Annotated in this window: 27 protein-coding genes; 3 read left to right on the top strand and 24 right to left on the bottom strand. The window is 74.8% G+C overall.

All coding sequences use genetic code 11. The features are described 5' to 3' along the window. Positions 1–9: 9 nt before the first annotated feature. The 4 genes from OO48_RS04120 to OO48_RS04105 all read right to left on the bottom strand — a co-directional run bounded on the left by OO48_RS04120 (position 10) and on the right by OO48_RS04105 (position 4,733). Positions 10–2,175, bottom strand: a complete 2,166-nt coding sequence (locus OO48_RS04120) for a DUF6571 family protein (RefSeq protein ID WP_033212848.1) — start codon at positions 2,173–2,175, stop codon at positions 10–12. Positions 2,176–2,178: 3 nt separating this feature from the next. Then, positions 2,179–2,523, bottom strand: a complete 345-nt coding sequence (locus OO48_RS04115) for a WXG100 family type VII secretion target (protein WP_081951900.1) — start codon at positions 2,521–2,523, stop codon at positions 2,179–2,181. A gap of 213 nt (positions 2,524–2,736) precedes the next feature. After that, on the bottom strand, positions 2,737–3,381 hold the full coding sequence (locus OO48_RS04110; RefSeq protein ID WP_033212845.1) for a response regulator: 645 nt from the start codon (positions 3,379–3,381) through the stop codon (positions 2,737–2,739). Then, complete coding sequence (locus OO48_RS04105) at positions 3,378–4,733, bottom strand: sensor histidine kinase (RefSeq protein WP_051731711.1); 1,356 nt, start codon at positions 4,731–4,733, stop codon at positions 3,378–3,380. Before OO48_RS04105 ends, OO48_RS04110 begins: the two co-directional genes overlap by 4 nt. Positions 4,734–4,982: 249 nt before the next feature. Here OO48_RS04105 and OO48_RS04100 point away from each other — a divergent pair, with 249 nt between their 5' ends. Together OO48_RS04100 and OO48_RS04095 are read left to right on the top strand one after the other, a co-directional pair. Continuing rightward, the gene (locus OO48_RS04100; RefSeq protein ID WP_033212844.1) at positions 4,983–6,035 is read left to right on the top strand and encodes an FtsX-like permease family protein; all 1,053 of its coding nucleotides are present in this window, start codon (positions 4,983–4,985) and stop codon (positions 6,033–6,035) included. Next, positions 6,032–6,769, top strand: coding sequence for an ABC transporter ATP-binding protein (locus OO48_RS04095; RefSeq protein WP_425338503.1), 738 nt, complete (start codon positions 6,032–6,034; stop codon positions 6,767–6,769). The genes OO48_RS04100 and OO48_RS04095 overlap by 4 nt, the downstream gene beginning before the upstream one ends. Before the next feature lie 50 nt (positions 6,770–6,819). Here the strand turns inward: OO48_RS04095 and OO48_RS04090 are convergent, their stop codons facing one another. Then, on the bottom strand, positions 6,820–7,524 hold the full coding sequence (locus OO48_RS04090; RefSeq protein WP_033212842.1) for an ArsR/SmtB family transcription factor: 705 nt from the start codon (positions 7,522–7,524) through the stop codon (positions 6,820–6,822). A 65-nt stretch (positions 7,525–7,589) separates the two neighbouring features. Between OO48_RS04090 and OO48_RS04085 the strand changes: the two genes are divergently transcribed. After that, positions 7,590–8,261 (top strand): flavin reductase family protein, encoded by a 672-nt coding sequence (locus OO48_RS04085; protein ID WP_033212841.1) that lies wholly within the window; start codon positions 7,590–7,592, stop codon positions 8,259–8,261. 48 nt (positions 8,262–8,309) lie between these two features. Here OO48_RS04085 and OO48_RS04080 read toward each other — a convergent pair whose 3' ends face one another. From OO48_RS04080 to pafA, 19 genes are all read right to left on the bottom strand, one after another. Beyond that, positions 8,310–9,029: a GntR family transcriptional regulator gene (locus OO48_RS04080; protein ID WP_033212839.1), complete on the bottom strand. Its 720-nt coding sequence runs from the start codon at positions 9,027–9,029 to the stop codon at positions 8,310–8,312. A gap of 64 nt (positions 9,030–9,093) precedes the next feature. Then, complete coding sequence (locus tag OO48_RS04075) at positions 9,094–10,050, bottom strand: ornithine cyclodeaminase family protein (RefSeq protein WP_051731710.1); 957 nt, start codon at positions 10,048–10,050, stop codon at positions 9,094–9,096. After that, the gene (locus OO48_RS04070) at positions 10,047–11,054 is read right to left on the bottom strand and encodes a proline racemase family protein (RefSeq protein ID WP_033212838.1); all 1,008 of its coding nucleotides are present in this window, start codon (positions 11,052–11,054) and stop codon (positions 10,047–10,049) included. Before OO48_RS04070 ends, OO48_RS04075 begins: the two co-directional genes overlap by 4 nt. Beyond that, positions 11,054–12,433, bottom strand: coding sequence for an aldehyde dehydrogenase family protein (locus tag OO48_RS04065; RefSeq protein ID WP_033212837.1), 1,380 nt, complete (start codon positions 12,431–12,433; stop codon positions 11,054–11,056). The genes OO48_RS04070 and OO48_RS04065 overlap by 1 nt, the downstream gene beginning before the upstream one ends. 42 nt (positions 12,434–12,475) lie before the next feature. Continuing rightward, complete coding sequence (locus OO48_RS04060) at positions 12,476–13,483, bottom strand: proline racemase family protein (RefSeq protein ID WP_033212835.1); 1,008 nt, start codon at positions 13,481–13,483, stop codon at positions 12,476–12,478. 92 nt (positions 13,484–13,575) lie between these two features. Further along, positions 13,576–14,439: a dihydrodipicolinate synthase family protein gene (locus OO48_RS04055; RefSeq protein ID WP_081951908.1), complete on the bottom strand. Its 864-nt coding sequence runs from the start codon at positions 14,437–14,439 to the stop codon at positions 13,576–13,578. Between the two features lie 132 nt (positions 14,440–14,571). Next, the gene (locus OO48_RS04050; RefSeq protein ID WP_051731709.1) at positions 14,572–16,005 is read right to left on the bottom strand and encodes an FAD/NAD(P)-dependent oxidoreductase; all 1,434 of its coding nucleotides are present in this window, start codon (positions 16,003–16,005) and stop codon (positions 14,572–14,574) included. Beyond that, on the bottom strand, positions 15,986–16,294 hold the full coding sequence (locus OO48_RS04045; RefSeq protein WP_106970240.1) for a (2Fe-2S)-binding protein: 309 nt from the start codon (positions 16,292–16,294) through the stop codon (positions 15,986–15,988). Before OO48_RS04045 ends, OO48_RS04050 begins: the two co-directional genes overlap by 20 nt. A gap of 53 nt (positions 16,295–16,347) precedes the next feature. Further along, complete coding sequence (locus OO48_RS04040; RefSeq protein ID WP_033212833.1) at positions 16,348–17,514, bottom strand: NAD(P)/FAD-dependent oxidoreductase; 1,167 nt, start codon at positions 17,512–17,514, stop codon at positions 16,348–16,350. A 136-nt stretch (positions 17,515–17,650) separates the two neighbouring features. Continuing rightward, positions 17,651–18,547: a twin-arginine translocase subunit TatC gene (gene tatC / locus OO48_RS04035; protein ID WP_051731708.1), complete on the bottom strand. Its 897-nt coding sequence runs from the start codon at positions 18,545–18,547 to the stop codon at positions 17,651–17,653. Positions 18,548–18,664: 117 nt separating this feature from the next. Continuing rightward, positions 18,665–18,928 carry a twin-arginine translocase TatA/TatE family subunit gene (locus tag OO48_RS04030; RefSeq protein WP_033212830.1) on the bottom strand — a complete coding sequence of 88 codons (264 nt, stop codon included), beginning with the start codon at positions 18,926–18,928 and terminating at the stop codon, positions 18,665–18,667. 132 nt (positions 18,929–19,060) lie between these two features. Beyond that, complete coding sequence (locus OO48_RS38050; RefSeq protein ID WP_157845369.1) at positions 19,061–19,216, bottom strand: hypothetical protein; 156 nt, start codon at positions 19,214–19,216, stop codon at positions 19,061–19,063. Between the two features lie 13 nt (positions 19,217–19,229). Further along, the gene (locus tag OO48_RS04025; RefSeq protein WP_033212829.1) at positions 19,230–19,460 is read right to left on the bottom strand and encodes a hypothetical protein; all 231 of its coding nucleotides are present in this window, start codon (positions 19,458–19,460) and stop codon (positions 19,230–19,232) included. After that, positions 19,457–20,422 (bottom strand): helix-turn-helix transcriptional regulator, encoded by a 966-nt coding sequence (locus OO48_RS04020; RefSeq protein WP_033212828.1) that lies wholly within the window; start codon positions 20,420–20,422, stop codon positions 19,457–19,459. Before OO48_RS04020 ends, OO48_RS04025 begins: the two co-directional genes overlap by 4 nt. After that, entirely contained in the window at positions 20,419–21,393 is a 975-nt protein-coding gene (locus tag OO48_RS04015; protein ID WP_033212827.1) for a helix-turn-helix transcriptional regulator, read from the bottom strand. The genes OO48_RS04020 and OO48_RS04015 overlap by 4 nt, the downstream gene beginning before the upstream one ends. 118 nt (positions 21,394–21,511) lie before the next feature. After that, positions 21,512–21,883, bottom strand: a complete 372-nt coding sequence (locus OO48_RS04010; RefSeq protein WP_033212825.1) for an FKBP-type peptidyl-prolyl cis-trans isomerase — start codon at positions 21,881–21,883, stop codon at positions 21,512–21,514. 65 nt (positions 21,884–21,948) lie between these two features. Continuing rightward, on the bottom strand, positions 21,949–23,232 hold the full coding sequence (locus OO48_RS04005; RefSeq protein WP_051731707.1) for an FKBP-type peptidyl-prolyl cis-trans isomerase: 1,284 nt from the start codon (positions 23,230–23,232) through the stop codon (positions 21,949–21,951). Positions 23,233–23,345: 113 nt separating this feature from the next. Further along, positions 23,346–24,341: an FKBP-type peptidyl-prolyl cis-trans isomerase gene (locus OO48_RS04000; RefSeq protein ID WP_033212824.1), complete on the bottom strand. Its 996-nt coding sequence runs from the start codon at positions 24,339–24,341 to the stop codon at positions 23,346–23,348. An 80-nt stretch (positions 24,342–24,421) separates the two neighbouring features. Beyond that, positions 24,422–25,783, bottom strand: coding sequence for a Pup--protein ligase (gene pafA, locus OO48_RS03995; protein ID WP_033212823.1), 1,362 nt, complete (start codon positions 25,781–25,783; stop codon positions 24,422–24,424). Between the last annotated feature and the right edge of the window lie 79 nt (positions 25,784–25,862).

Below are 25,862 nucleotides of genomic sequence, written 5' to 3'. Positions count from 1 at the left end.
GATCCGGCGTCATGCGCTGCCCCTCAATGCTTCCTGCGCGTGCTCGTAGGAGGTCCTACCGGTGTTGTCCGCATCCCGCTGCAGCCTGTGGACGGCCGAAGAGTCGCCGCTGCCCGGCTCGCGCCGCTCGGCCCACTGTTCGATCTGGCGCCTCAACTGGCCGCGCGATTCCAGGTCCGCCCGGCTCACGTCGGCCAGTGCCTCGTTGTTGTTGCTGTTCTTGGTGTCATTGACCACCGAAGTGAGCCAGACGTCCATCGCCGGGTCGGCCAGGTCCTTGGCACCGCCCAACGGGATGTCCCCCACGGCCACGATGCTCTGGACCACCTTGGCGTCCCACTCGACCGCGTCGTTGTCCTCGTCCCGCTTGTCGTACCGGACGTCGTCCCGGACGGCGTCGTACACCATGAGGGCGGCGGCGCTCTGTTCGATCTGGTCGTACCGCTGGTCCTCGCTCGCACCGTACGGAATGTCGTCGAGCACCTCGGAGACCTTACGCGTCTCGGCCAGGTGCATCACCGCGTACGCGTCGGGATCCTCTGCCGCTCCGCGCACCACCCTGATCAGGGTGTCCTGGTTGACCGCGATGTGCGAGGAGCCGTCCGGTGCGGTGTACGGGGTGCCGTCGGCCGCGCCGCCCGGCTGCGCGGCGTCGACCGCGCCGAACGCCGCGTGGGTGTCGTCCACGTAGTCGGCGAGCAGGTTGGCCACGTAGGGCTCCATGCCTGCGGGCAGTTCCTCCTCCCCGGCTTTGAGGTCGAACCCCGTGAGGACCGCCTGGGCCGTCCGGGCCTGCGCCTCGGTGTGCCGTCGGTCGCCGTCCGCATGGCCGGCCGGGTCACCGGTGGCCGCCGCTTCGAGGGCCGGACCGAGTTGTCCGACGGCATTGGTGGCGAACGTCCCGTACTGGTCGGAGTCGAGCGGCCACCGGCGTTCCTTGAGCAGGTACTCGAGGTTCTTGTCGGAACCGTCGGGGCCGGGGTCGAGGAACGCGGTGGCCGCCTGCGGGTTGTTGCCGAGGGCAACGGCGAAAGCCCCCATCGGATCGGCTGTGGCACCCTCCGCCGCCAAGTGCTCCCAGCCCGCCGCTCCGCCGCGCCCGCGCACGTACGACAGAGTCGCTTCCTTCCCACCGCGGCGTTCGACGTCCACCAGGGCCGTGCCGAACTCGTCGAGGAAGGCGCCGTCGTAGGTGCCGGTGCGCATCAGGCTGCCCATCAACTGGAAGCCGCTGGGAGAGCCGTCCGATCCGCCGAACCGTTCGGGCCCGAGGCCGATCATCTCCTTCTTCCAGGTGGCCATCGCCTCGCTGTGGCTGTGGGAGGCCGTGGCAAGCGTCCCGCCCAGGGACGCCTGGAGTTTCGTCAGCGCCTCCGCGCGATCCGCCGGGACGCCGCCCATCGGGTCGTGGAGCAGCCGCGGGTCGTTGGCACGGCGCCAGAACCCCACCGTGCCACCCGCGCCCAAGCCGGTGGCGAAGCCCTCGGCGAACGCCGGGTCGCCGTGGCGGGCCTCCAGCAGGGCGTTGAGCCTGGTGAGCTCCTCCGTCGTGAGGTCGTCCTTGCGGGCCAGTGCGAGCGCCTCGGCGAGATCCCGTCGAGCGGCTGCGGCCTGGTCCAGGTCGCCGAAGGAGTCCCGGTTGAAGCCGTGATCGAGTTCGCCGTTCGGGTCCTGGGCGAGAGCCCAGCACAGAGCTTGGTCAGCCTGGGTGGCCCGGGCCAGGACGTCGTTGATCTGCGCGGTCATCTCAGTGGTCCGTACCTGCTGCGCGAGCAGCGCGTCGATGTCGAACCTCCGCTCCCCGGCGTTCTCCCAGTCCAGGTCGACGACCTCTCCCTGCGGGGTGATCCGCATCCCCCCGGCCGGGGCGTCCTCTTCCGACAGGCGCCGCAATTCGTTCTGCGCCTTCAGGAAATCACCGACCGCGTCGTCCAGCAGGGTGGCGATGTCCCGGGCCTCTTCGGCCGCGTCTTCCAGTTGTCCGACGGCCCGTTTGATCCACTCCTGGGCCTGAGTGGCGGCGCTGCCCTCCCAGCCCGCCACCATCGGGGTCTGCACCTGCTGCGCCAGTTGGTCGTGCAGGCCCAGGAAGCTGTTGCGCAGCCCGCCCCATGCCTCGGCCACTGCGGCGAGCCGGTCGAGCCTGGTCCGTGTCACGCCTTCGTAGGTGACCACGCGTCACCACCCCTGCGGTGCGGCGGTGACCTGCCGGTGGGCGGCCTCGTCGGCGGCGCGGTAGTTGTCCGCCGTCCGATTCAGCCGGTCGGCGACGTCGGCGAGCAGGTTGCCGAGCGAGGTGATCTGGTCTTCCCACCTGATCCACCGAGCCCGCAGGGCCGGGCCGCTGTCCCACTCGGACAGCGCCACGTAGCCGTCGGTGACCGTTCCCTCGATGGAGTGGCTGGCCGCGACGAAGGAATTGGCGATCTCCCGGGCCGACGTGGACCATTTCCGCATTTCCTCCAGGTCCACCCGGAGCGTTCCCGACGGCAGATCACGGCTGTTCCCGGTAATTTCCCCCATTGTGTCCCCCCAATAGGCCGAACATGTGAGCCGTCGTCCACTTCTCCCCCGTGACGGCTCGCCCACGACCCTACCAACGACCGGTCAAGGAATTCGGAAGGATGCGCCAAGAACTCCGCGACCAGCGAATTCCCCCCGCCTCGCCGATAAACGGAGGTTCGCATACCGGGCAACCCGCGCAAAAGAATCCGGTCAGCGCTCCGCAGAATCCGGTCAGCGCTCCGCGGCGCGGATCAGTCCGGCGGCCAGGCCCGCGGCGACCGCCGAGGTGCGGGAGTCGACGCCGAGTTTGTCGTAGATGTGCACCAGGTGGGTCTTGACCGTCGCCTCGCTGATGAAAAGCCTCCTGGAGATCCGGCGGTTCGGCAGGCCCTCGGCGAGGAGTTGCAGGATCTCCGCCTCGCGCGGGGAGAGCGAGGGGCGGCCGGCCCGGACGCGGCCGAGGAGTCGGGCGGCGACGGGCGGCGCCAGGACGGTCTCGCCGCGGGCGGTGGCGTGGATGGCGGCGGCGAGGTCCTCGGGCGGGGCGTCCTTGAGCAGGTAGCCGGTCGCGCCGGCCTCGACGGCGGCGAGGATGTCGGCGTCGGTGGAGTAGGTGGTGAGCACCAGGACGGCGGGCGGGTCGGGGAGGGCGGTGATCCGGCGGGTGGCTTCGACGCCGTGCATGCCGGCGCCCATCTGGAGGTCCATCAGGACGACGTCGGGGCGCTGTCCGGCGGGCAGCGCGGCGAGCAGGTCGAGCGCGGCGGCGCCGTCCGCGGCCTCGCCGACGGCGGTGACCTCGGGCAGGTCCTCGACCACGGCGCGCAGCCCGCGCCGGACCACGGGGTGGTCGTCCACCACCAGCACCCGGATCACCGCCGCACCCCCGCGACCCCGGCAGCTCCCGCGCCCCCGACAGTCCCGACAGCCCCGGCAGCCACCGCACCCCCGGCAGCCACCGCCGGAGCGAACCGTCCGGCCGACCGGAGCGCCGAACCCGGCGGCCGTCCCGCCGAAGGCTGCGCCCCGGCCCCCGCCGTGCTCTCCGCGGGCCGGTCGATCGCGCGCAGCGGCAGCGCCGCGGCGACGGCGGTGCCCTCGCCGGGGGCGGATTCGACGGTGAGGGTGCCGCCGAGGGCGGCGATGCGTTCGTGCATGCCGTGCAGCCCGAAGGAGTCGGGGGCGGGCGCGGTGGCCGGGTCGAATCCGGTGCCGTCGTCGTAGACGTCGAGCGTGACGGCGTCGTCGAGGTAGGCGAGGGTCACGGCGACGTGCGGGGCGTCGGCGTGCCGGACGGCGTTGGCCAGGGCCTCCTGGGTGAGGCGCAGCAGGGCGACTTCGGCTTCGACGGGCAGGGGGTGGGGCTCGCCGTCGCGGCGGTAGGCGGCGCCGGCGCCGTCGGCGAGACGGCGCAGGGCGTCGGTGAGGGTGGTGCCGTCGAGCGCGGGCGGGGTGAGGGCGTGGACGAAGCGGCGGGCCTCGGCGAGGTTGGCGGAGGCGGTGTGCTCGATCTCGCGCAGCAGAGGCGCGGTGGCGGCCGGCAGGTCGGGGGTGTGGCCGGCTTCGCGGGCGAGCAGCACGATGCCGGCCAGGCCCTGGGCCAGGGTGTCGTGGATCTCGCGGGCCAGCCGCTGGCGTTCGGCGAGGCGGCCGGCTTCGCGCTGGCTGGCGGCGAGTTCGTCGCGGGTGCGGACCAGGTCGTCGATGAGCCGTTGGCGGGCGCGGCTCTCCCGGTAGAGGGCGGCGTAGCCGTACGCGGTGAGCAGGGCGACGGCGAGTCCGGCGAGCGGGCCGAGGACCTTGGCGGTGGTGAGGCCGCCGGGGGTGGTGGTCTGGGCGGCGACGACGGCGGCGGTGAGCGCGAGGACGGCGGGCAGGGCGAAGCGCGGTGGCAGGGCGTGCAGGCAGACGAAGTACAGCGGGAAGGCGAGGTAGCTGAACTCGGGGTGCTGGAGGGTCAGTCCGATCCACAGCGCGGTGACGGCGAGCAGCCAGGCGGCGCCCAGGGCGCGCGTTTCGCGGATCCGCCGCAGCGCCCCGCCGGCGGCGTACCCGGCAGCGAGCGCGCCGGCGGTGGCCCAGCCGGCCGGTCCGAGCGCCCCGTCGGCGGCGGCGCGGGCCAGCAGCACGGCGAGCAGGGTGAAGAACAGGCCGTGCACGGCGAGGTTGGCCAGGCGCAGCGCGGGCGTCGGACCGGCCGGGGAGGCGTGGGGTTCGGTACGGGGCACGCTTTCCGAGGATACGGGGCGGGGCCGGCCGCCAGGCGCGCCGCGACATCAACCGTTCGATGGATTTCCGGGTGCACCTCTCGACGGGTGTGCGCTCCGTCCGTCTCCCCGATGCCGGCGGGGCGTCAGCGGACCAGGCTGGGAACCGTCCCGCCGACCCTCCCTCACCAACCGCTACCGACCCCACCGACCGCTACCGACCGCTGTCGGCCCCTGCGCCTGCCCTGCCGCCCCTACGAGAGGTTTCCCGTGTTCGTCGCTCTGCGTGACATCCGTTTCGCCCGGGGGCGGTTCGCCCTGATGGGCGCGGTGGTCACCCTGATCACGACCCTGGTGGTGTTCCTGTACGGCCTGACCGGCGGCCTGGCCTCGGCGGCGTCCTCGACGATCGCCGAACTCCCGGTGGACGGCCTGGTGTTCGGCGCGCCGGCGGGTGCGGAGGCGGAGGTGTCGTTCGCGTCGAGCACGGTCTCGCCGGGCCAGCGGGACGCGGTGGCGGCGGCGGGGGCGGGCGCGGTGCACCCGCTGGGCGTGGCGATGTCGCGGCTGACGGGCGCGGGCGGCGCGGCCTCGGTGAGCGTGCTGGGCACGGACGCGGAGCTGCTGCCGGCCCTGGTGCGGGGCGCGGCCCCGGCGGACGGCGAGCTCGTGGTCGGCGCCGACCTGGCCGCCGAGTACCGCCTCGCCCCGGGCAGCCGGGTCACCGTCGGCGGGCAGGAGTTGACGGTCGCGGCGGTCACCGCCGAGCGCTCGCTCTCGCACGCCCCGAGCGTGTGGACCACCCCGTCGACCTGGCAGCTGGTCTCCGGCCAGCGGCAGCCGACGGCGCTGGCGGTGCGCGGCCTGCCGCACGGCCTGCCCGCCGACCTCAGGGCGGTGTCGCTGGACGACGCGCTGGCGGGCATCAACGGGTACGCGGCGGAGCAGGGCAGCCTGCGGCTGATCCAGGGGTTCCTGTTCGCGGTGAGCGCCCTGGTGGTCGGCGCGTTCTTCACCGTGTGGACGGTGCAGCGCCGGCCGGACATCGCGGTGCTGAAGGCGGTGGGCGCCTCCAGCGGCTACCTGGTGCGCGACGCGCTGGCCCAGGCGGCGGCCGTCCTGCTGGGCGGGGCGCTGCTGGGCGGGGCGCTGGGCGCGGCCGGCGGGGCGCTGGCCTCGGCGTCGGTGCCGTTCGACGTGGGTGCCTCGACCGTCGCCGTCCCGGTGGCCGCGATGGTGCTGCTGGGCCTGCTGGGCGCGGCCCTCGCGGTGCGCCGGATCACCGCCGTCGACCCGCTGGCCGCGCTGGGCGCCGGCCGATGACCACCCACCCCGCTCCGGAAGGCTCCGCCGTGACCACCACCGCCACCTCCCTGCGCACCGGCCTCGCACTGCGCGGCGTGACGCTCGGCTACCCGGACGGCGAGAGCCGGCTGATCGCCCTGGACGAGGTCGAACTCACCGTCGCCCCGGGCGAGTTCACGGCCCTCGTGGGCCCGTCCGGCTCCGGCAAGTCCAGTCTGCTGGCGGTCGCCGCGACGCTGCTGCGCCCGGATCGCGGCGAGGTGCTGATCGACGGGGTGGACGCGGGCGCGCTGGGCGGGCGCGAGCGCACCGCGCTGCGCCGCGAGCGCCTGGGCATCGTGTTCCAGCAGTCGAACCTGCTGGCCTCGCTGACCGCCGTCGAACAGCTGCTGGTCCTGGAGTCGGTGCGCGGCCGCCGCCCGGCCCGGGCCCGTGGCCGGGCCGAGGAACTGCTGGAGTCGGTCGGCCTGACCGGCGCCGAGCAGCGCCGCCGCCCGCACCAGCTGTCGGGCGGCGAGCGCCAGCGGGTGAACATCGCCCGCGCCCTGTTCGGCAGCCCGTCGGTGCTCCTGGTGGACGAGCCGACCTCGGCACTGGACCACGAGCGCGGCGTGCAGGTGGTCGAGCTGCTCGCGGAGGTGACCCGCACCCACCGCACCGCCACCGTGATGGTCACCCACGACCGCGACCTGCTGGGCCGGGCCGACCGGGTGCTGGCGATGCGCGACGGCCGGCTGACCGAGGAGGTGTAGGGCGCGCCCGGTCGCCGGGGGTCGGCCGCCGGGGGTCGGCCGCCCGGTCCTCAGTCGCAGCTCCACTCCAGCCCGAGCAGCCCGCGCAGCGCCTCCCGCCCGGCGGCGGTGACCCGCACCGCCCGGCTGTCCGGGCGCGGCACCACCCATCCGGCGTCCACGGCGTGCCGGCACAGCGCCGCGCCGACGGCGCCCGCCAGGTGCGGGCGCCGTTCGGTGAAGTCCAGGCAGGGGCGGACGGCGGGGCGGCGGCCGGGGCGGACGGTGATGCCGGTCGCGCCGAGCCAGTCGGCCCCGGCGGTGGTGAGGGCGAGTCCGTTGCGGTGGTCGAGGAGCCCGCGGGTGGTCATCGCGTCGGTGACGGCGACGCCGAGCGCCCCGGCGAGGTGGTCGTAGCAGGTGCGGGCGCGGGCGAGTTCGCCCTGCTGCCGGGCGGTGCGCAGGGAGCGGGCGGGCGGCGCGGGAGCGTCCCGGTCCGCGAACTGGGCGAGCGTTTCGACGAGTTCGGCGGCGGCGGGCCCGGCCAGTCGCAGGTAGCGGTGGCGGCCCTGGCGTTCCTCGGTCAGCAGTCCGGCGCCGGCCAGGCGGTTCAGGTGGCCGGTGGCGGTGGGCGCGGCGACCCCGGCCCGGCGGGCGAGTTCACCGGCCGTCCAGGCGCGGCCGTCCAGCAGGGCGAGGCAGATCGCGGCCCGGGTCGGGTCGGCGAGCAGGGCCGCGGTGTCGGCGAGGGCGCGGGCGCCGGTCGGGGTGTCCATCCGTCCATCCTGCCGCGCGGACGCTTCGGTCCTGACCGAAGCGTCCCGGGCCTACGGTCGGCGGCATGCGAAACGACCTCCTCGGAGCACCGTCCCACCCGTCCCGCCCGTCCCACCGCGTCATCGAGCCGCACGTCCTGTACTTCGGCACCCCGGTGGTGCTGTTGAGCACCGTCAACCCGGACGGTTCGGCGAACCTCGCGCCGGTCTCCTCCGCGTGGGCGCTGGACCGCACGGTGGTGCTCGGCCTGGGAGGGGAGGGTTGGACGGTGCGGAACCTGGCGGCCCGGCCGGAGCTGGTGGTGAACGTGCCGGGGCCCGGACTGTGGCGGGAGGTGGAGCGGCTGGGCGCCACCACCGGGTGCCCCGACCGCCCGGCGCGGCCGGACGGGACGGGCGGGTCGGACGGGACGGGCTGGCCGGTGTTCGTCCGGGACAAGTTCGGCCACGCGGGGCTGACCGCGCTGCCCTCCGACACCGTGGTCCCGCCGCGGGTCGCCGAGTGCCCGCTGCAGCTGGAGGCCGAGGTGGTGGACCTGCGCGCGGACGTCACCGGGGAGTTCCGGGTGGTGCAGGCGCGGGTGCGGCGGGTGCACGCGGCGGAGTCGGTCACGGTGCCGGGCACCGACTACGTGGAGCCCGCCGCGTGGAGCCCGCTGGTGTACAACTTCCGGCACTACTTCGGGCTGGGCCCGGAGCTCGGCCACTCCGCGCGCAGCCGCACCCCGCGGCCCTGAACCACCCCCGCCCGGACCACCCCCGCCCGGACCGCCGCCGACGGCCCGTCAGCGCCCCGACAGCCGCAGCGCGCCCTCCGGCCCGGCGGGCCGCTCGGCGGCCTTGTCGCCGGCCGCCCACAGGTGGCGGACGTGGCCGAGGTGGCGGGTCATGCACGCCTGGGCGGCTTCGGCGTCGCCGGTCAGCAGGACGTCCAGCAGTTCGAGGTGCTCCTCGGCGGAGGTGACGAGTTCGCCCCGCTGGTCGAGCCGGTTGAGGCCGTACAGCCGGGAGCGCTTGCGCAGGTCGCCCACCGTCTCGACCAGCCGGGCGTTGCCGGCCAGCGCGAGCAGGTCGAGGTGGAACTGCCGGTCGGCCTCCAGGTAGCCGATCAGGTCGTGCTCGCGGGCGGCCGCGACGATCGCCCGGGCCTGCGGGCGCAGCGCCTCCAGCTGTTCGGCGGTGGCGGTGCGGGCGACCTGGCCGACGGTGGGGACCTCGATCAGCGCGCGGATCTCGGTGAACTCGTCGAGGTCCCGGTCGGAGAGCTCGGTGACCCGGAAGCCCTTGTTGCGGACGGCCTCGACCAGTCCCTCGCGGGCCAGGTCGAGCATCGCCTCCCGGACGGGGGTCGCGGAGACCCCGAAGTCGACGGCCAGCGTCGGGGCGGAGTAGACCACGCCGGGGCGCAGTTCACCGGAGATGAGTGCCGCACGCAGGGCGTGGGCGACCTGGTCGCGCAGCCGCTCCTGGACGGAGATGAGGTTGCGGGGCTTGAGGTCGGCCATGGTGTTCCTCCGGAGGTTCAACAGGACCCCATTGTACAATGTCACGTTGCGGAGAGTGGGTGCCCTACCCGCGGTCGTCGCCGTCCGTGTCCGCGCGCCGCCCCGTGCTCCACCGCCCCGCGCCCCACCGCGTCGACGCGTACTGCGCCGACGCCACCGCCAGATCCTGCCACGCCATGCCCACGCTCTTGAAGAACCTGGGCCGATCATGGCGGACGGCGGCCCTCCCGGTGACCAGTTCGGCCAGATTGACGAGCCGTTCGGCCCCCGCCCCGGCCAGCAGCAGGTCCCCGGCCTCGCGCAGCGCGGCCTCGCGGGCCTCCACGAACAGGTCGGCGCGGTCCACCAGCCGGGCGTCCACCTCGCGGGCCCCGGGCTCGTGCGAGCCGACCGCCGCGACCACCGCCCGGTCGGGCACCAGCGCGCCGTCGAACAGCGGGGTGCGGGCGGTGGTGCAGCACACCACGACGTCCGCGCCGGCGACCGCCTCCGGTGCGCCGACGGCCGCGTCCAGGCCCAGCGCGGCCGCGCGCGCCGCCAACTCCCCGGCGGGGCCCGGGCGGCGGGCCACCACGGTGACCCGCGCCAGCCCGGGCAGCACCGCGTCCAACGCCTCCAGGTGGCCGAGCGCCTGCGGCCCGGCGCCGAACAGCACCAGGTGCCGGGCGTCCGGCGCGGCCAGCGCCCGCAGGGCGAGCGCGGTGACGGCGGGGGTGCGCAGCGCGGTGAGCGCCGCCCCGTCCAGCAGGGCGAGCGGGCGCAGGGTGGGGCCGTCGAGCAGCAGGTAGCAGCCGGTGATCCGGGGCAGCCCGGCCGCCGGGTTGGCGGGCGCCACCCCGGCGATCTTCACCCCCGCGAAGCGCTCGGTCGCGGCGGGCATCAGCAGCAGCTCCCCGGCCGGGACGGGCACCCCGGCCCGGGCCGGGGTGCCCTCCACGTCCAGTCCGTCCAGCAGCGCCCGCTCCAGCGCGGCCACGGCGGCGAGGTGGTCGAGCGTCAGTTCCAGCCCGGCGACGTTCACAGCAGGAACCCCGCGCCGAGGACGTCCTCGGGGTCGAGGACGAAGCGGTGCTCGCCGGTGCGGTGGACGGTGCCGGTGACCTCGGTGACCACGCCGCCGTCGCGGCGCCCGCGGACCCGGCCGGTGAAGGCGGTGCCGATGACCGAGTCGTGGCGCAGGGTGCGCTCACCGCCGAGCGCGCCCTCGTCGGCGAGCAGGGCGAGCCGGGCGGAGGTGCCGGAGCCGCACGGGGAGCGGTCGACCTGGCCGTCCGCGAAGACGGTGACGTTGCGCTGGTGCGGACCGGCCGGCGTGTCGGGCAGCTCGTCGTACAGGATGACGCCGTAGACGCCGTCGCGGTGCTCGGCCAGGGCCCGGTGGCCCTCCAGCGCGGCGCGGACGTCCCGTCCGGCGGCGGTGAGTTCGGCGAGCCGGTCGGGGACGACGGACAGGCCGAGCGCGGCGGCGGGCAGCGCGGCGTACACCGCGCCGGAGTGCGCCAGGTCGACCGCCACCGGGCGCCCGCCGACCGTCAGTCCGACCCCGCGGGCCAGCACCCTGGTCGGCACGTTGCGGAAGGTCACGGCGGTGGTGCGGCCGCCGCTGCGGTGCACGGTGGCGCTGACCCGGCCGGAGGGGGCGTCGATGCGCACCAGCGCGGTGCCGTCGTCGGGGGCGGCGACCAGCCCGGTGTCGACGGCCCAGGCGCCGAGCGCCATGGTGCCGTGGCCGCACGCGGTCGAGTAGCCGTCCTTGTGCCAGAACAGGACGCCGAAGTGGGCCCCGCCGTCGTCCGGGGGCACCACGAACCCGCCGTACATGCCGGCGTGGCCGCGCGGTTCGCGGGTCAGCAGGCGGCGCACGTCGTCCAGCGCGCCGGGGCGCGGCGAGGTGGCGCCGCCCGTGCCGATCGCGATCGAGCGGCGTTCGGCGACGGTGTCGCCGGGGATCGGCGGCAGGCCCGCGACGACGATCCGGAACGGCTCGCCCGCGGTGTGGTAGTCGGTGGTGGAGATCTGCTGCATCAGTGCTCCCCGGCGGGCAGCACGCTGACGGTGCGGGAGGCGGTGTAGAAGTCGAGCGCGGCCCGGCCCTGCTCGCGGGGGCCGTACGAGGCGCCCTTGGCGCCGCCGAACGGCAGGTGGAAGTCGACGCCGCTGGAGGGCGCGTTGATCCGGATCATGCCCGCGTCCAGGCGGTCGGCGGCGGCCAGCGCCACCTCCAGGCTGCGCGAGTGCACGGAGGCGGACAGGCTGTGCCGGGTGTCGTTGGCCAGCGCGACCGCCTCGTCCAGGTCGGCGGCGGGCAGCAGCACGGCGAGGGGCCCGAAGAACTCCTCCGCCAGCAGCGGGTGCCCGGCCGGGACGCCCGCCAGCAGGGTCGGTCCCAGGAACCAGCCCGTCCGTTCGGCCTCCGCGCCGCCGGCCAGCACGGTGGCGCCGCCCGCGCGGGCGGTGTCGACGGCGCCGGTCAGCCGCTCCAGCGCCGACCGGTTGATCACCGGGCCGCAGACGGTGGCCGGCGCGGACGGGTCGGCGGCCGGGGTCCGCGCGAGCGCCCCGGCCAGGGCCTCGGCGAGCGGCCCGTACGCGCCGCCGACGGCGATCACCCGGCCGGTGGCGGTGCACTTCTGGCCCGCGTAGCCGGCGATGGCGCCCGCCAGGTGGGCGGCGGCCCGCTCGATGTCGGCGTCCGGGAGGACGAGCGCGGCGTTCAGGCCGCCCATCTCGGCCTGCACCGGGACGCCGCGCCCGGCCGCGCCCGCGATCACCGAGCGGCCCACCGGGGTCGAGCCGGTGAACGAGACGACGTCCGCCCCCTCGACCAGCGCCGTCCCCGCCTCCCCGCCGCCCGGCACCACCGTGAGCACGCCCTCGGGCAGGCCGGCCAGTTCGGCCAGCCGCAGCGCGCAGGCCACCGCCTCGGAGGACGGCTTGAGCACCACGGTGTTGCCGACGGCCAGCGCGGGCGCGGCCTTCCAGGTGGGGATCGCCAGCGGGAAGTTCCACGGCGTGATCAGCCCGGCCACCCCGTACGGGCGGCGGCGGGTCAGCAGCAGGCCCGGCCCGGCGGCGGGTTCGTGCACCTCGCCGGCCGGGGCGAACGGCGCCTGCGCGTAGTAGCGCCAGATCGCCACGGTGCGGGCGACCTCGCCGCGCGCCTCGGCGACCGGCTTGCCCACCTCGCGGACCACCAGTCCGGCCAGTTCGTCGGCCGCCCGCTCGATCGCGGCGGCGGCCTCCGTCAGCGCCAGCGACCGCCCGGCCGCCCCCAGCGCCCACCAGTCGCGCTGCGCCCCGCGCGCGCCCGCGAGCGCCGCCGCGACGCCCCCGGCCCCGGTGGACGGCACCGAGGCGACCAGGTCGTCGGGGTCGGCGGGGTTGTACGAGTCGATGGTGGTCATGCGGGAGAACCTTTCGCAGGGGGTGGCCGACGGCCGCCGCGGCTACAGCAGGAAGCCGGCCGGGAACGGGTCGGTCGGGTCGAGGAAGTACTGCGCGGTGCCGGTCACCCAGGCCCGGCCGGTGACGGTCGGGACGACGGCGGGCAGGCCGGCCACCGTGGTCTCCTCGACCAGGCGGCCAGTGAAGGTCGTCCCGATGAAGGAGTCGTTGCGGAAGTCCGCGCCGATCGCCAGCTCGCCGCGCGCGTGCAGCTGCGCCATCCGCGCGGAGGTGCCCGTCCCGCAGGGCGAGCGGTCGAACCAGCCGGGGTGGATCGCCATCGCGTGCCGCGAGTGCGCCGCGTCCGAGCCGGGCGCGAGCAGCTGGACGTGGTGGCAGCCGTGGATGGACGGGTCCTCGGGGTGGGCCGGCCGGTGCCCGTCCGAGGCGTTGACCGCGTCCATCACGGCCAGTCCGGCGGCCAGGATGTCGTCCTTGCGCCCGCGCTCGAACGGCAGCCCGAGCCGCTCCAGCGGCAGGATGGCGTAGTAGTTGCCGCCGTACGCGAGGTCGTAGGTGACCGTCCCGTAGCCGGGCACCTCCAGCTTCCGGTCCAGCGCGACGGAGTACGAGGGCACGTTGCGGATGGTGACGGCGGTCGCGGCGCCGTCCTCCACCCGGACGTCGGCGACCACCAGCCCGGCGGGCGTGTCCAGCCGCACCGTGGTGACCGGTTCGACCACCGGCACCATGCCGGTCTCGACCAGCACGGTGGCGACGCCGATGGTGCCGTGGCCGCACATCGGCAGCAGCCCGGAGACCTCGATGTACAGCACGCCGAAGTCGGCGTCCGGCCGGGTGGGCGGCTGCAGGATCGCGCCGCTCATCGCGGAGTGGCCGCGCGGCTCGTACATCAGCAGCGTGCGGAACCGGTCGAGGTGGCGCTGGAAGTGGGTGCGCCGCTCGGCCATGGTGGCGCCGGGGACGGTGCCGAAGCCGCCGGTGACCACCCGGGTGGGCATCCCCTCGGTGTGCGAGTCGACGGCGTGGAAGACGTGGCGGGTCCGCATCGCGGTGCTCTCCGATCGGCTGACGGCGGTTCAGGGGCGTCCGGCGGCCCGGACCGGCTCCCCCGCCGGTCGGGACCGCCTTGGCGGCGGCGCTACTCGCGGCCTTCGGCGAGCGCCTTCCCGGTCGCGGCGCGCACCGCGGCCGCGGTCTCCGGGGGGAGCGGCAGGCGCGGGGGGCGGGTCGGGCCGCCCGGGCGGCCGGCGAGGTCCATGGAGAGCTTGATGGCCTGCACGAACTCGGTCCTGGAGTCCCAGCGCAGCAGCGGGTGCAGCGACCTGTAGAGCGGAACGGCGGTGGCCAGGTCGCCGGAGACGGCGGCGCGGTACAGCTCGGCGCAGGTGGCGGGCAGCGCGTTCGGGTAGCCGGCGATCCAGCCGACGGCGCCGGCCACGGCCAGTTCGAGCAGCACGTCGTCGGCGCCGACCAGCAGGTCCAGGCCGGGGGCCAGTTCGCCGATCTCGTAGGCGCGGCGGACGTCGCCGGAGAACTCCTTGACGGCCACGATCGAGCCCTCGGCGTGCAGTTGGGCGAGCAGGGCGGGAACGAGGTCGACCTTGGTGTCGATCGGGTTGTTGTACGCGACGACCGGCACGCCGACCCGGGCGACCTCGGCGTAGTGGGCGCGCACCGCGGCGTGGTCGGCGCGGTAGGCGTTCGGCGGGAGCAGCAGCACCGACCCGGCCCCGGCCTCGGCGGCCTGCTCGGCCCAGCGGCGGGACTCCGCGCTGCCGTAGGCGGCCACGCCGGCCATCACCCGGGCGCCGTCGCCGGCCGCCTCGACGGCGGTGGTGACGACCCTGGCGCGCTCCTCGGGGGTGAGGGTCTGGTACTCGCCGAGCGAGCCGTTGGGGACGACGCCGTCGCAGCCCCGGTCGATCAGCCGGCGGACGTGTTCGGCGTAGGCGTCGTAGTCCACCGTGAGGTCGGCGCGGAAAGGCAGGGTGGTGGCGACCATGACGCCGCGCCAGGGGCGGGCGGGGTCGCGGGGGGTGGGGGTCACGAGATCTCCCTCGATATGATGTGTGACATTTTACAAGTGGGCGAGCGGGGTCCACAAGGGCCCGCCGCCCCGGGGGCGGCGGGGGGCTCAGTCCGGCCGGGGCTCGGCCAGCTGCGCCAGCGGCACCGGGCAGGACAGCGGGCGGCTGTCCGGCCGCCCGGCGCCCCCGCCGGACAGGCGGGCCACCGCGGGCCCGCACATCCGGCCCTGGCACCAGCCCATCCCGGCCCGGGTGAGCAGCTTGACCGTCCGGGCGTCGCCGGCGCCGAGCTCCTCCACGGCCGCCCGGACCTCCCGCGCCGGGACTTCCTCGCACCGGCAGACCTCGGTGTCGTCGGTGACCCAGCCGGTCCAGTCCGGCCCGGGGGCGTGCGCGGCGGCCATCAGCGCGGCGAACGCGCGCCGCCGCCGCCGGGTGGCGGCCTCCCGGGCGGGCGCCGGGCGCCCGGCCACCGCGTGGGCGGCCAGCACGCCTTCGGCCAGCGCCAGGTCCGCGCCGCCGACGCCGCAGGTCTCCCCCGCCGCCCACAGCCCGGGCACGCTGGTGCGCTGCTCGGCGTCGACCTCCAGGGCGACCGCGCCGTCCGGCCCGGTGACCGTCCCGGCGCCCAGTTCGACGGCCAGTTCGATCTGCGGGACGAGTCCGTGCCCGATCGCCAGCGCGTCGCACGCGATCCGCCGCCCGCTGCCGGGCACCGGCCTCCACCGGGAGTCCAGCCGGGCCACCGTCACGGCGGTGACCCGGTCGGTGCCGTGCGCCTCGACCACCGCGCTGCCGCGGCGCAGCCGCACGCCGCGGCGCAGCAGCCCGGCGCCGTGCGCGGCGCCCTCGGCCAGCTTGGCGGGGTTGCCGGCCAGCACCGGCAGCCCCCGGGCGTAGCCGAGGTAGGAGGCGGCCTCCACGACCGCGGGGACCTCCGCCCCGGCCGAGACCAGCGACGAGGCGACGGCCAGCAGCAGCGGGCCGCTGCCGGCCACCACGATCCGGCGGCCGGGCAGCACCAGCGAGGACTTGAGCACCGCCTGCGCGCCGCCCGCGGACACCACGCCGGGCAGCGTCCAGCCGGGGAAGGGCAGGTGCCGCTCGTGGGCACCGGTGGCCAGCAGGACGGCGCGGGCCCGGACGGTGGTCCGGTCGGCCGCCCCGGGGCCGTGGGTGGCGTGCAGCCGCCAGGGCCGCCCGCCGTCCCCGGGCCCGCCCGCCTCGGCCGCCCACACGTGGTGGCCGGCCAGGTGGTCGACCAGCGGCGAGGCCGCCAGCCGGGCCCGCAGCCGGGTGAACACCGCCCAGCCGTGGTGCAGCCTCCCGGGCCTGGCCGCGCCCAGCTCGGGCGCCGGGTGCCGGTAGTACTGCCCGCCGAGCCGGCTGCCGGCGTCCACCAGCGCGACCCGCAGGCCGAACCGGGCGGCGGTGTCGGCCGCCGCCAGCCCGGCGGGGCCGGCCCCGATCACCGCGAGGTCGTAGCAGGGCCCCGCGCGGCCGCCGGCCGGCCCGGTCGGCTCAGACTTCGAGGTCGGCATGGCCGTGCCCCTCCTGGGTGGTGACGGTGTCGCCGTGCTCGGCGGGCAGCAGGCACAGGCGCTGGTTGGGACGGCCGTTGACGGTGGCCAGGCAGTCGAAGCACTGGCCGATCCCGCAGAACGCGCCGCGCGGCCGCCCCCCGCCACGGGTGGTGCGCCAGGCGAGCACGCCGTCGGCCCACAGCGCGGCGGCCAGCGTCTGCCCGGGCAGCGCGGGCACCGGACGCCCGTCGAACAGGACGGTCCGGGCCGGGCCGGGCTCGGCCCCCACCAGGTCGAACGGATCCATGACCACTCCTCGTCTCCACGCGCCTCGCACCGCCCGCTCCCGCGAGCCCGCCCTCACGACTCCCCCTCCGCGCCCTCGAACCGCTCGAACCGCTCGGGCCGGAACGGCGCCAGGTCGAAGCCCGGATCGGCTCCGGTGAGCTGGCGGCCGATCAGCAGCCCGGTGGCGGGCGCCAGGCCGATGCCCGCGCCCTCGTGCCCGCAGGCGTGGTAGAGGCCGGGCACCCGGGCGTCGCGCCCGATGGCGGGCAGGTGGTCGGGCAGGTAGGGGCGGAAGCCCCGGTAGGAGCGCTGGACCTGGACGGTGCGCAGCACCGGGAAGAGCGCGGCGGCCTGGGCGGCCAGCCGGTGCAGCACCCGGGGGTCGAGGGTGCGGTCGAAGCCGACCCGCTCCCGGCTGGCGCCGATCAGCACCGGCCCGGCGGGGGTGCCCTCGACCACGGCGGAGGACTGCAGGTCGGCCGAGCCGGAGGCGACGTCGGCGACGTAGTCGGCGGCGTAGACCTTGTGCCGGACGATCCTCGGCAGCGGTTCGGTGACGAGCACGAAGCCGCGCCGGGGCAGCACCGGCAGGTGCGCGCCGGCCAGCGCGGCGAGTTCGCCGCCCCAGGTGCCGGCGGCGTTCACCACGGCGGGCGCGGCGATGGCGCCGCGTGCGGTGGCCACGCCGGTGACGGCGCCGCCGGGGCCGCGCAGCAGCCCGGTGACGGCCTCGCCGAGGTGGCGGTCGGCGCCGGAGGCGCGCAGCAGGTGGGCGGCGGCCAGCGCGGGCTGCACCTGGGCGTCCTGCGGGTACAGGTAGCCGCCGGGCAGTCCGTGGGCCAGGTGCGGTTCGAGGGTGCGCAGTTCGTCGGCGGCGACCGGGACGGCCTCCACGCCGGCGGCGCGCTGCGCGGCGGCGAAGCCGTGCAGCGGGTCGAGCCCGGCGGCCTCGGTGGCGACCACCAGGCCGCCCTTGGGCTCGTACTCGACGCGCTCGCCGAACTCCGCGGCGAGTTCGCGCCACAGCCGGGCGGAGAGCAGCGCGAGGTCGAGTTCCGGTCCGGGCTCCTTGTCGGAGACCAGCAGGTTGCCCTCGCCGGCGCCGGTGGTCCCGCCGGCCACCGGGCCGCGGTCCACCACGGCGGTCTTCAGACCGGCCCGGGCCGCGTAGTAGGCGCAGGCGGCGCCGACGACGCCGGCGCCGACCACCACGACGTCGTAGGGGGTTCGCTTGAGCACGCCAGTAATATGTCACATGGCTCAAATCTCGGGCAAGACCCCCGCCGGCCCCGGCCCCCTCACCCGGAACGCGGAACGGCCCCGGACCACAGGGGTCCGGGGCCGTCCGTCGGCCTGGCCGGTCAACGGCCGCCCGTCAGGTGATGTCGTCGTCGATCCGGTCGCGCCGCGTGGCCGGGATCGGCGCCGGGGCCTCCACCGGCTCCACCCCGCCGACCGACTCCGGGCCCGCCACGCCCTCGACCGTCAGGTCGACCTCGGAGGCCTCCTCGTCGCTCAGCCCGGCGTCGGGGTTGCGGGCCGCCTTGCGCTTGTCGTTCACCAGCGAGATGCCGACCGCGATGAAGTACAGCGCCCAGATCGGCGCGGCCAGCGCCAGCATCGACACCGGGTCGGCCGACGGGGTGGCGAACGCCGCGAACACCGTGATGCCCATCACCATGGCGCGCCACCAGCCCAGCATCCGCTTGCCGGTGAGCACCCCGACCAGGTTCAGCATCACCAGGAACAGCGGCAGTTCGAAGCCCGCGCCGAACACCAGCACCATGCGGGTGACCAGGTCGAGGTAGTCCTCCACCGGCACGATCGAGGTGACGCCGTCCGCGACGAAGCTGATCAGCATCTGCGCGGTCATCGGCATGACCAGGTAGGCGAACGCCGCACCGGCCAGGAAGAGCGGGGTGCCGACGGCCAGGAAGGAGACCGAGTAGCGCTTCTCGTGCTGGTGCAGACCGGGCGCCACGAACTTCCACAGCTGGTACAGCCAGACCGGGGTGGCGGCCACCACGCCGGCGGTGAGGCTGACCTTCAGCACCAGGGTGAACGGCGTCAGCAGGCCGATGTTGGACACCTGCGCGCAGTGCTCGTCACCCGGCACCGGGTGCCCGTCCGGACCGCAGGCGGGCAGCGGGGCGATCAGGAAGTCCAGCAGCCGCTTGTTGAAGAACGCCGCGATGATCGTGAAGAAGATGATCGCCAGCAGCGACTTGACCAGCCGGTTGCGCAGCTCGCGGAGATGGTCGGCGAGCGCCATCCGCCCTTCAGGGTCCTTGGCCGCTTTGGTCGTCTTGCTCAACCCGGTCCTCGAATCGTGCGCTCGTCGTAGTCGGAGTGGTGCGGGAGCCCGACGGTGGTGCTCAGGCCGGGTCGCTCAGGCGGCCCGGTCGGTGCGCGACGCGCCGGGGGCGGACTTGACCACCCGTTCCGGTTCGGCGGCGCTCCGCGCGGCCTCGGCGACGGGCACCGCGCCCTCGCGGCCGGAGTCGAACTCCCGGCGCAGCGCCTTGCCCTCGCTCTTGAGGATCCGCAGGGACCGTCCGAGCGCCCGCGCCGCGTCCGGCAGCCGCTTGCCGCCGAACAGCAGCACCGCGAACACCGTGACCAGCAGCAGCGAGCCGGGCGACAGGAGTCTCATCTCCGGAGCACCGCCTTCCTTGTCCGGGAGGCAGGGCTCCCCCTCTGCGGGCGATGGTAGCCGCTCGGGGTGTCGCGACGGGAACCCGGTACCCAACGATCGGGTACCGGCCGCCCCGCCGCCGGTCGGGCGTCAGCCCGCCTTGTTCGCCCGCTGCAGCGCGTCGACCGCGCCGTCCACCTCGCGGGCCAGCGCCCGGGCGTCCAGCCACAGCCGCAGCGCGAGCACGCCGAGCACCAGCAGGCCCGCGGTGGACAGCAGGACGGCCCCGACCAGGGTCCAGTTCACGTGCGGGCCTCCCCTATCCGTCCACCGGCAGCAGCCGCATGGTGCGCACGCCGGCCTCGGTCAGCGCGGCGACGATCTTCTCCCCGGCGATCTTGCGGACGGCGGCTCCGCAGGCCGGGCAGGTGAAGCTGTAGAAGGTGCGCTCCTTGCTGGCGCCGAGGGCCAGCCGGAACTCGCCGGCCGGGAGTTCGACCTTCTCCCGGCACTGCGAGCAGTACACCTTGAACCTGGTGCCTCCGGTCACGTGGTTGAGACCCGTCCGTCCCGGTAGTGCTCCAGCGCGGCCAGCGCGGCGGTGCGGGCCTGTTCGGCGAGCTGGGCGGGCGCGGTGATCCGGCCGTCCCGGCCCAGGCGCAGCGCGAGGGTGCGCAGGCCGGCCGGCTCGGCGGAGCGCATGGTGATCCGCAGTCCGCCGTCGGGGAGTTCCTCGGCGCTGTCGTGGGTGTAGTACTCGGCGACCCAGCGGCCGCCGGGGCCGACCTCCACCACCACCTGCGGGTCGTCCGCGGTGGGGGCGACCAGCCCGGCGGACAGGTCGCGGGGCTGGAGCCGGGGCGGGTTGGCGGGCTCGTCCAGCACCTTGATCTCGGCGATCCGGTCCAGCCGGAAGGTGCGCCGGTCCTCGGAGGTGCGGCACCACCCCTCCAGGTAGGTGTGGCCCTCGGTGACCAGCCGGATCGGGTCGACCTCGCGCTCGGTCAGCTCGCCGCGGCCGTGCGACCAGTAGCGCAGCCAGATCAGGCGGCCCTCACTCAGGGCGCGGTCGATGTCGGCGAAGACGGTGCCCTCGGCCTCGAAGGTGACGCCGATCCGGGCGGCGGAGGCGGCGTTCTCGCCGGCCGCGTCCTCGATCTTGGCGACGGCCCGGGTGAGCGCCTGCCGGTCGCGCTCGCGCAGCCCCGGCAGCCCGGCGACGGCGCGGGCGGCGACGAGCAGCGCGGTGGCCTCGTCGGCGGCCAGCCGCAGCGGCTGGGCGACGTCGTCCACGTTGTGCCACCAGATCCGCTCGCCGTCGGTGTCGATGTCGAGCAGGTCGCCGCCGCGGAAGGAGGTGCCGCACATCGGCAGCACGTTCAGGTCGCCGATCAGCTCCCGCTCGGTGATCCCGAACGCCCGCGCCACCTCGGCCACCTCGGCCCCGGGCCGCTCGCGCAGGTACGTCACCAGCGACAGCATCCGCCGCGTCTGGTCGATCGCGTTGCTCATGCCCGCACCTCCGAGAGACCGGCGACGGCGCGCAGCCGGTCGATGACGTCGGCCCGCAGGTCCTCGGGGCCGATCACGATGACGTCGGGCCCGTACTCGGCAAGGTCGGCGCCCAGGCCGTTGCCGTACGGGATGTCCAGCTCGTCCCAGTCGGCGTCCACCGGCCGGGTCTCCAGCGCCCGCTGGCGCAGCGGGTAGGCGGCGCCGGAGCGCACCTCGACCTGCGCCACGGCGGTCGCGCCCTCGCCGGCGAACCGGGCCACCACGGCCCGGACGTCCACGTGCTCGGGCACCTCGCCGGTGAAGGCGCCGGCCCGGGAGCGGACCTTGCCGGTGATCCGGGAGAGCCGGAACACCCGGGCCGAGCCGCGGTCGCGGTCGTACCCGGCCAGGTACCAGTGGCCGCGCCAGCACTCCAGCGCCCAGGGTTCGACCGAGCGCGGCTCGGCGGTGGCGGCGCCGGCCTTGCGGTAGTCGAAGGTGACCGGGCGCCGGTCGCGGGCGGCGGTGAGCAGCGGCTCGAACGCGGCCTCCCGGCCGGGGATCCGCGGCTCCAGCGCGCCGTGCTCGCGGTCCTCGACGAACGGGACGCCCGCGGCGCGCAGCTTCTGCAGCGCACCGCTGGCGGCGCCGGACATCTTGGCCTGCTGCCAGACCCGGGCGGCCAGCGCCAGGGCGGCGGCCTCCTCGGCGTCCAGGGCGATCTCCGGGAGGCGGTTGCGGTCGCGGCGGGCGAGGTAGCCGATCTCGCCGTCGAGCGCGTTCTCGTCCACGTCGATGATCAGTCCGAGTTCCCGCAGGTCGTCCTTGTCGCGCTCGAACATCCGGTTGAAGGCGTCCTCGGAGCCCTGTTGCCAGGCCTCCCGGTACGCCTCGACGGACTCGCGCAGCTCTTTCTTGGAGAGCGGACGCCGGGTGTTCATCAGGCACAGGGCTAGGTTCATCAGCCGCTCTGCCTTGGCGATCGCCATCGCTGACCCTTCCTCCGATCGGGGGTGACCCGCCTGACCGTACCGGTACGGACGCGTCCAGAGAAAGCCGAACCCCCGGCTCCTGGCGGAACCGGGGGTGTCGGTGGTACGTCCGAGGTCAGACGCCCAGCAGGTCCACCACGAAGATCAGGGTGGAGCCGGCCGGGATGAGCGGGCTCGGCGACTGGTTGCCGTACGCCAGGTGCGGCGGGATGACCAGCTCGCGGCGGCCGCCGACGCGCATGCCCTCGACGCCCTGGTCCCAGCCCTTGATGACCCGGCCGCCCCCGAGCGGGAACTTGAAGGTCTGGCCGCGGTTCCAGGAGGCGTCGAACTCCTCGCCGGAGGCGAAGGTGACACCGACGTAGTGGACCTCGACGACCGCGCCGGCCTTGGCCTCGGCGCCGTCGCCGACCACGATGTCGCGGATCTGGAGCTCGGTCGGGGCGTCGCCGCCCGGGAAGTCGATCTCCGGCTTGGTCAGGCTCACGATTGCTCTTCTCGTTCGGTTGCGTGAACGCCACTCATCCTAGGCGCACCGGCGGCCGGTGACCGTCAGTTGCCGCCGGCCCCCGCGTCCAGGATGTCCACCACGAACACCAGGGTGGAGTTCGCCGGGATCGACCCGCTGGCCTGGTCCTTGTAGCCCAGCGAGGCGGGGACGACCAGCTCGACCCGGCTGCCGATGTTCTGGCCGGTGATGCCCTTGTCCCAGCCCTCGATGACCTGGCCGGCGCCGGTGGTGAAGGTGAACGCCTCGCCCCGGTCGAGCGAGGAGTCGAACTTCTTGCCGTCCTTGTACAGCGCGCCGGTGTACTGGACCAGCACCTTCTCGCCCTGCTCGATCTTGCGGCCCTTGCCCTGGATCAGCACGTGGCTCTTCAGCTCGGTCGGGTCGGCGGCGCCCGGGACGGGGGTGATGTCGGCGGGCTTGCTGCCGTTGTCCTTGACCTTCGGGAAGTCCGCCGGCGGCGGGGTCACCTCGCCGGAGAGGACCGCGCCCGGCGCGGTGGCCTGCCGGATGTCCAGCACGAACACCAGGCTGTCGCCGGCCCCGATGCCCAGCTGGCTGTTGCCGTTCGCGCCGAACGCGGCGGCGGGCGGGGCGACCACCAGCAGGCGGCTGCCGGCCTTGTGGCCCTCGACGACGCTGTCCAGCGCCGGGATCAGCGACCCGCCGCCGGCCTGGAACAGCTGCGGCTTGGCGTTCTCGTCGCCGTACGAGCCGGGGATCTCCTTGCCGGTCTGCCAGTCCATCGCCGTGTAGTCGACGGAGACCCAGTTGCCCTTGTCGACCTTCGGGCCGTTGCCCGCGGACAGTTCCTTGACCACGAACGTCCCCTCGGGGGCGTCCTTGGGCAGCGTGATGGCGGCCTTGGAGCCGAAGTCGCCGGAGACCGAGGGCAGCACCTTGGCGCTGTCCTTGATCGGCGGCACCGGCTCCTGGCTCGGCGAGGGCGACGCGGCCGCGCTCGGGGCGGCCGTCGCCGCGTCCGCCTTGGCGGCGGGCTTGGTGTCGCCGTCCTTGTTGACGTAGTACATCGTCACGCCGGACGCGAGCAGCAGGACCGCGACGACCGAACCCAGGATGACGCCGAGCCGGCCCACCCCGCCCGGGTCCTCGTCGTACCCGGCCTCGGAGAGCGGCACCTTGCGCTGGTTGGACGCGAAGAACTGCGGCGCCTGGTCGTCCTTGGCATCGGGACTGACCGGGTTGGTGGGCGGGGCCCAGCCGGCCTGGGTCAGGATCTCCGCGGGGACGACGATCGACTCGCGGTCCAGGGAAGGCTTGTTCCCGGTGTTGTCGGCCTCGCCCGGGCTCGACGCTTTCTCAGACATGACTCCCCATTCGACTCGCCCGACGACGCGTGTACCACTGGTGCGGGGCAGCAGTATGTCAGGTCGGCATGAGAGCCGTTCAGTCCGGTCCGCGCCCCGCTGTCAGGCGGTTCTCAGACTGCTTCCAGGATGTCGATCACGAACACCAGGGTGGAGTTCGCCGGGATCGACCCGCTGGCCTGGTCGCCGTAGCCCAGCGAGGGCGGCACCACCAGCATCACCCGGCTGCCGACGTTCTTGCCGACCAGTCCCTGGTCCCAGCCCTTGATCAGGCTGCCGGTGCCCACCTGCATGGGCTGCGCCCCGCCGTGGTTCCACGAGGAGTCGAACTCCTTGCCGTCCGCCCAGACCACGCCGGTGTACTGGACCAGCAGCGTCTGCCCGCTCTGCACCTCCGGGCCGGTGCCCTTGACCAGCACGTACTGCTGCAGGTCGGCGGGCGGCTGCTGGCCGGAGGGGACGGTGATGGTCGGCGCGGCCTTGCCGTTGTCCTTCACCTGCGGGGCGTTCGCGGGCGGCTGGACGATGTCCCCGGGGATGGTGGTGTCCGGCGCGACGGTGCCCACCACGTCCAGCACGAACACCACGGTGTCGTCCTTGCCGACGCCCAGCGCGGTCGAGCCCTGGCTGCCGAACCCGGCCGCCGGCGGGGCCACCACCAGCAGCCGGGAGCCGGTCTTCTTGCCGACCACGCTCTGGTCGAAGGCGGGCACCAGCTGCCCGGTGCCCGCCTGGTAGAGCTGCGGCTTGCCCTTGTCGTCGTAGGAGCTGGACAGGTCCTTGCCGCTGGTCCAGTCCTTGACCGTGTAGTTGACGGTCACCCAGTCGTCCTTCTTGACCTCCGGCCCGGAGCCCTCGCTCACGACGCTCACCACGAACTGGCCGCCGGGCTGCTCGGAGGGCAGCGTGATCGTCGCCTTCGAGCCGAACTCGCCGCTGACGGACGGCATCGGCGAGGCGGACGCCACCGGGCTCGGCACCGCGACGGCGGAGGCCGAGGCGGCCGGGGGCGTCGTCGCGGTGGACTTCCCCGAGCCGCCCGAACTGCTGCACCCGGCGAGCAGTGCGACGGTCAGGGGAACGGTGAGCAGGCAGGCGGTTCGACGCATGGCGTCAGCCTATGACCCGATTCGTCCGGTCCGTCGGAGGCGCTCGGCGCGCCCCCGACGGACCGTGCGGAGCCGGCCGTTCACATGCCGGCGATCAGCTTCTCCACCCGCTCGTCGACCGAGCGGAACGGGTCCTTGCACAGCACGGTGCGCTGCGCCTGGTCGTTCAGCTTGAGGTGCACCCAGTCGACGGTGAAGTCGCGGCGCTGCTCCTGGGCGCGGCGGATGAAGTCGCCGCGCAGCCGGGCCCTGGTGGTCTGCGGGGGCACCGACTTGCCCTGGAAGGTCAGCAGGTCGGTGGTGACCCGCTTGGCCTGGCCGTTCTTCTGCAGCAGGTAGAACAGGCCGCGGCGGCGGTGGATGTCGTGGTAGGCGAGGTCGATCTGGGCGACCCGCGGGTTGGACATGGTCATCTGGTGCTTGGCCCGGTACTTCTCGATCAGCTGGTACTTCATGATCCAGTCGATCTCGGTGCCGACCTTGGCCAGGTCCTCGCTGCGCACCGCCTCCAGGGTGCGGCCCCACAGGTCCAGCACCCGGGCCACGGTGCCCTCGTTGAGGCCCTTGCGGTCGGCGAACTCCAGCGCCTTGGTGTAGTACTCCTCCTGGATCTCCAGGGCGGAGGCCTCCCGGCCGTTGGCGAGGCGGACCTGGTGGGTGCCGGTCAGGTCGTGGCTGACCTCGCGGATCGCCCGGATCGGGTTCTCCAGCGTCAGGTCGCGCATCACCACGCCGGCCTCGATCAGCCGCAGCACCAGGTCGGTGGCGCCGACCTTGAGCAGCGTGGTGGTCTCCGACATGTTGGAGTCGCCGACGATGACGTGCAGCCGCCGGTAGCGCTCGGCGTCGGCGTGCGGCTCGTCCCGGGTGTTGATGATCGGGCGGGAGCGGGTGGTGGCGGAGCTGACGCCCTCCCAGATGTGCTCGGCGCGCTGGCTGACGCAGTAGACCGCGCCGCGCGGGGTCTGCAGCACCTTGCCGGCGCCGCAGATCAGCTGCCGCGTCACCAGGAACGGGATCAGCACGTCCGCCAGCCGGGAGAACTCGCCGTGCCGGGCCACCAGGTAGTTCTCGTGGCAGCCGTAGGAGTTGCCGGCCGAGTCGGTGTTGTTCTTGAACAGGTAGACGTCGCCGGCGATGCCCTCCTCGTGCAGCCGCCGCTCGGCGTCCACCAGCAGGCCCTCGAGGATCCGCTCGCCGGACTTGTCGTGGGTGACCAGCTCGGTGACGTCGTCGCACTCGGGGGTCGCGTACTCGGGGTGGGAGCCGACGTCGAGGTAGAGGCGGGCGCCGTTCTTCAGGAAGACGTTGCTGCTGCGGCCCCAGGAGACGACCCGGCGGAAGAGGTAGCGGGCGACCTCGTCCGGCGACAGCCGGCGCTGCCCCCGGAAGGTGCAGGTGACTCCGTACTCGTTCTCCAGCCCGAAAATTCGGCGGTCCATGTGCGACTCTTCTCTGTTCGAAGCTCGGTGGAACCCCTCGGTGGCGGTGGTGGACCGGGCGGGCGGCCCGCCGCGTCGG

The organism is Kitasatospora phosalacinea (assembly GCF_000716545.1).
Classification (GTDB): domain Bacteria; phylum Actinomycetota; class Actinomycetes; order Streptomycetales; family Streptomycetaceae; genus Kitasatospora; species Kitasatospora phosalacinea.
This window is presented reverse-complemented; position numbering and strand designations above follow the sequence as displayed.